This window comes from Winogradskyella sp. (genome assembly GCF_025210595.1).
Classification (GTDB): domain Bacteria; phylum Bacteroidota; class Bacteroidia; order Flavobacteriales; family Flavobacteriaceae; genus Winogradskyella.
In genome coordinates this window covers 1-5170 of sequence record NZ_JAOARH010000131.1, presented here as the reverse complement: position 1 = coordinate 5170, position 5170 = coordinate 1, and the positions used below count along the sequence as shown (strand labels likewise).

General features: G+C 33.4%; 3 protein-coding genes. All 3 read left to right on the top strand.

All coding sequences use genetic code 11. The annotated features are described in order from the left end of the window. Positions 1-3275, top strand: a 3275-nt coding sequence (locus N4A42_RS13100) for a DUF4175 family protein (protein ID WP_294074813.1), incomplete at its 5' end; no start/stop codon positions are given. Further along, positions 3268-3675, top strand: coding sequence for an rRNA maturation RNase YbeY (gene ybeY, locus N4A42_RS13095; protein WP_294074810.1), 408 nt, complete (start codon positions 3268-3270; stop codon positions 3673-3675). The genes N4A42_RS13100 and ybeY, both read left to right, overlap by 8 nt. A 161-nt stretch (positions 3676-3836) precedes the next feature. After that, a partial coding sequence (gene mnmG, locus N4A42_RS13090) for a tRNA uridine-5-carboxymethylaminomethyl(34) synthesis enzyme MnmG (protein WP_294074808.1) occupies positions 3837-5170 on the top strand: 1334 nt, incomplete at its 3' end.

Here is a 5170-nt window from a genome sequence, read left to right as displayed (position 1 = left end):
TACAGTTAAACCAAAGCCCAACGCAATCCGATTTATTAATTGCTAGTATTGAGCAGAAATCGCAAGAGTTGCAACCCATTCCTTTTAAATCTGCTATAAATTTTAAGTCTAATACCAAGTATTTAAAATATGCGGCAATTCCGATTGTTATTTTATTACTGTCTTACGCAACAGGAAAAATTAATTGGTTTAGCGATAGTTATGAGCGTGTGGTGAATTATAAAACCGCTTATGAGCCACCAGCACCATTTCAGTTTTTTGTTTTAAACGAGTCGCTACAAGCCATAGAAGGGAAAGATTTTAAGCTGAATGTGTCTACTGCTGGTGATGTTATTCCAGAGAATGCCCAAATTCAATTTAATGGACAATCGTATTATTTACAACAATTAGCACCAGGTGAATTTCAATACACGTTCAATCTACCAAAAGACAATATAGAGTTTACATTGTCGGCAAATGATGTTAATTCAAAACCTTATGAATTAGAAGTCGTTAACACACCTAATTTGGTAAATTTTGAGATGGTTTTAGATTATCCATCTTATACCAGAAAACAAGATGAGGTATTAAAAAGTACTGGCTCAGCTGTTATTCCCGAAGGCACCAAAGTTACTTGGAAAGCATTAACAAAATCTACAAACGAAGTCAATATTTATGCTAATGACACACTTCCTTTTAAGCAAAATGAGGAAGGTAAATTTGAAGCTACTAAACGACTTTACAGAAACTATAATTACAGCATTTCTACTAGTAACGATAAACTAAAGGATTACGAGAATTTAGCATATAGTATTAGTGTAGTTAAGGATTTAAACCCTGAACTAAGCATTAAGGTTCAAAAAGATTCTATCGATCTTCAAAGTTTGTATTTCTACGGACAGGCAAGTGATGATTTTGGGTTAACAAAATTAAATTTAGTGTATTATCCTGTAGATGATGAAACGAATAAGGTAGTTCATCCAATTTCAATTTCTAAATCTAATTTTAGCGAATTTGTAAGTGCATTTCCAAATCAATTTAATCTCGAAGAAGGTATAAGCTACCAATTGTATTTTGAAGTGTTTGATAACGATGCATTGCACAATTACAAACGTACCATGAGTAGTGTATTTAATTACAGAAAACGTACTCAAGAAGAAGAAGAGCAAAAGCAATTACAAGAACAAAACCAAACTATAAAAGATATAGGTAAGACTTTTGAAAAGTTGCAAGAGCAAGATAAAAAGCTCGAAGAATTCTCTAAAACACAAAAAGAAAAGCAAGAACTTAATTTTAACGACAAGAAAAAGTTTGAAGACTTCTTAAAGCGACAAAAGCAGCAAGAGCAACTGATGAAGAATTTTAATAAAAAGCTTCAGGACAATCTTGAAGAATTTCAAGAAGAAAAAAAAGAAGATCAGTTTAAAGAAGACTTAAAAGAGCGCTTAAAAGAAAATGAAGAACAACTTAAAAAAGACGAAAAGCTTTTAGAAGAGTTAGAAAAATTACAAGATAAAATCAATAAAGAAGAGTTTACCCAAAAGCTTGAAGAATTAGCTAAACAAAATAAAAACAAGAAACGTAGCATGAAGCAGCTTTTAGAGTTGACAAAACGTTTCTATGTAATGAAAAAAGCTGAAAAGATTGGTAAACAACTCGATGATTTAGCCAAAAAGCAAGAAGAACTTTCAAAAAAAGACAAAGAGAATACTAAAGAAAAGCAAGAAGAATTAAATAAGGAATTTGATCAACTTCAAAAAGATATAGAAGATTTAAAGAAAGAGGATAGGCGTCTTCAAAAACCTATGAATGTGCCTGTAGATGAGTTTTTAGAAGATGGAGTAAAGTATGATCAGAAAGAAGCAAAAGATGCCTTAGAAAAAAAGGAACAAAGCCAAGAAGAGCAAAATTCTGAAGAGAGTCAAGAGCAATTGCAAAAGGCTCAAGAAAAACAAAAAAAGGCTGCTCAAAAGATGAAACAGATGAGCAAAAACATGATGTCTATGCTTAGTGGTGGTGGAGGCGGAGGCGGAAGTCAAATGCAAGAAGATGTTGAGACATTACGACAAATTTTAGAAAATCTATTGTTGTTTTCTTTCGATCAGGAAAGCCTTATGAACACTTTTGATGCTATTGATATTAACAATAATAAATACGGTAAGTATATTATTCAACAAAGTAATCTAAGAGAGCATTTTGAGCATATTGATGATAGCTTATTTGCATTGTCTTTACGTCAACCAAAAATTTCAGAAAAGGTTAATTCTCAAATTACAGAAGTTTATTTTAATATAGATAAAGCTTTAGGGCAATTAACGGAAAATAAGTTGTATCAAGGGGTCTCTTCCCAACAATATACCATTACTGCAAGCAATGAATTAGCTAGTTTTTTAAGTGATGCTTTAGATAATATGGAAATGCAAATGAATTCTTCTCCTGGATCTGGTGGAGGTGGTGGACAGCAACTTCCAGACATTATTATGAGTCAGGAAGAGTTGAATAAACAAATGGAAGAAGGAGTAAAAAAAAGTGAGCAAGGAAAAGAAGGAGAAGAAGGACAGCAAGGTGAAGGCGAAAAACAAGGCGAAGAGGGTAGTGAAGGTAAAGAAGGTGAAGGAAAGCAACCTGGTGAGCAAGGACAAGAAGGCGAACAAGGAGAAAGCGGTCAGAGTGGTAAAAATGGTAAATCTGGTAACCAACAAGGAGAAGGTGGAGAAGGAGGTCAAAATGGACAAAATGGCAACCAGAATGGTGAAGGTAATGAAAACGGTGAAGGCAAAGATGGTAAAGGAGGTAATCAAGGCACAAATGGTAAAAATGGCGTTGATGGAGGTGATGGTGAAGGCGAGGAAAATGATGGCTATGGTGAAGGTGGAAAAGAAGAACAAAACGCCGAACTCTTTAAGATTTACCAACAACAACAACAGTTAAGACAAGCCTTAGAAGATCGTTTAACTAAAGAAGGTAAAATTGAATCTGCTGGGCAACTCATTAAGCAAATGGAAGAGGTAGAACTTGACTTATTGAATTATGGGTTTACCAATAAAACCCTTCAAAAAATGATGGATTTGCAACACCAATTATTAAAGTTAGAGAATGCTACTTTTGTGCAAGGACAAGATACTAAGCGCGAATCTGAAACAAATAAAAAAGAATTTGATAATACAAACCCTAGCCAAATACCAACAGCTAAACAATACTTTATTACAACCGAAATATTAAATAGACAAGCCTTACCTTTGCAAAATCATTTTAAGAAAAAGATTCAAGAATATTTTAAAAAGGCGAATGATTAATTTTAATTACGAAACTAATTTTAACTTAGTTAATGAACATGAGATTTCAGAGTGGATTTCTAATGCTATAAAAGAAGAAAATTGCACTGAAGGTGAGATCAATTATGTGTTCTGTTCAGATGACTATTTGCATAAAATTAATATTGATTTCCTAAATCACGATACATTAACAGATATTATTAGTTTTGATTATTCGGTAGGAAAAGAACTACATGGTGAGATTTATATTTCTGTAGATCGCGTAAAAGAGAATGCATTAGATTTTAATGTAAAATTTGAACAAGAACTATCTAGAGTAATTATCCATGGTGTCTTACATTATTGTGGTTATAAAGATAAAACTGAGAGTGAAGCACAATTAATGCGATCTAAGGAAGATTTCTATTTAGAACGACTATAGTATTTCAATGTATCTTTGCAAATCAAATTTTAAAGAATATTATGTTCCACGTGGAACAAAGTTAAATAGCTTGTGCCTATACTGAGTTTGTTTCAGGATTTACAATAAAATTTATAATTCTGAAGTGACATCAGAATAACAAGCTTTATAAAGGGTGAATTATGTTTAATGAAGTTTATGATGTAATTGTAGTTGGTGCAGGACATGCAGGAAGTGAAGCAGCAGCAGCAGCAGCTAATATGGGAAGTAAAACATTGTTGATTACAATGAACCTTCAAAATATAGCGCAAATGTCTTGTAATCCTGCTATGGGTGGAATAGCAAAAGGGCAAATTGTACGTGAGATTGATGCATTAGGAGGTTACAGTGGTATTGTTTCCGATACTTCTGCTATTCAGTTTAAGATGCTTAATAAGTCTAAAGGACCTGCTATGTGGAGTCCTAGATGTCAATCAGACAGAATGCGTTTTGCTGAAGATTGGAGAATGCTTTTAGAACAAACAGCAAATCTAGATTTTTATCAAGAGATGGTTTCCGGGCTTTTAATTGAAAACTATAAAGTTGTTGGTGTAAAAACATCTTTAGGAATTCAAATTAAAGCTAAAACGGTTGTGCTCACCAATGGTACTTTTTTAAATGGACTTATTCATATAGGAGATAAAAACTTTGGTGGAGGAAGAGCAGGTGAGCGTGCTGCAACCGGAATTACAGAAGAGCTTATTTCAATAGGATTCGATTCTGGAAGAATGAAAACAGGAACTCCACCAAGAGTCGATGGAAGGTCTTTAGATTATTCTGTAATGATAGAGCAGCCAGGCGATGATAATCCATATAAGTTTTCATACCTAGATGTTACAAAACCATTAACAGAACAACGCTCATGCTACATGACTTACACGAGTCCTGAAGTGCATAATTTGCTTCGCGAAGGATTTGATCGCTCACCTATGTTTAATGGAAGAATACAAAGTGTAGGGCCAAGATATTGTCCATCTATAGAAGATAAAATTAATCGTTTTGCTGATAAAGAAAGACATCAATTATTTGTTGAACCTGAAGGTTGGAACACGGTTGAGGTTTATGTGAATGGTTTTTCTACATCGCTTCCAGAAGATGTCCAGTATAATGCTTTGAAATCTGTTAAAGGTTTTGAAAATGTTAAGTTTTTTAGACCTGGTTATGCCATAGAATATGATTACTTTCCACCAACACAACTAAAGCATACTTTAGAAACTAAACTAGTTAGTGGTTTGTATTTTGCAGGACAAATTAATGGAACTACAGGTTACGAAGAGGCAGCTTCACAAGGTTTAATAGCAGGAATAAACGCTAGTTTAAAAGTTCAAGAAAGAGATCCGTTTACTTTAAAAAGAGATGAAGCTTATATTGGTGTTTTAATTGATGATCTTATTACTAAGGGTACAGAAGAGCCTTATCGTATGTTTACTTCAAGAGCAGAATACAGAACACTTTTACGGCAAGATAATGCAGATTT

Coding starts and splice junctions, on each gene's coding strand:
- ybeY (WP_294074810.1), top strand. CDS start 3,268: ATGATTAATTTTAATTACGAAACTAATTTTAACTTAGTTAATGAACAT.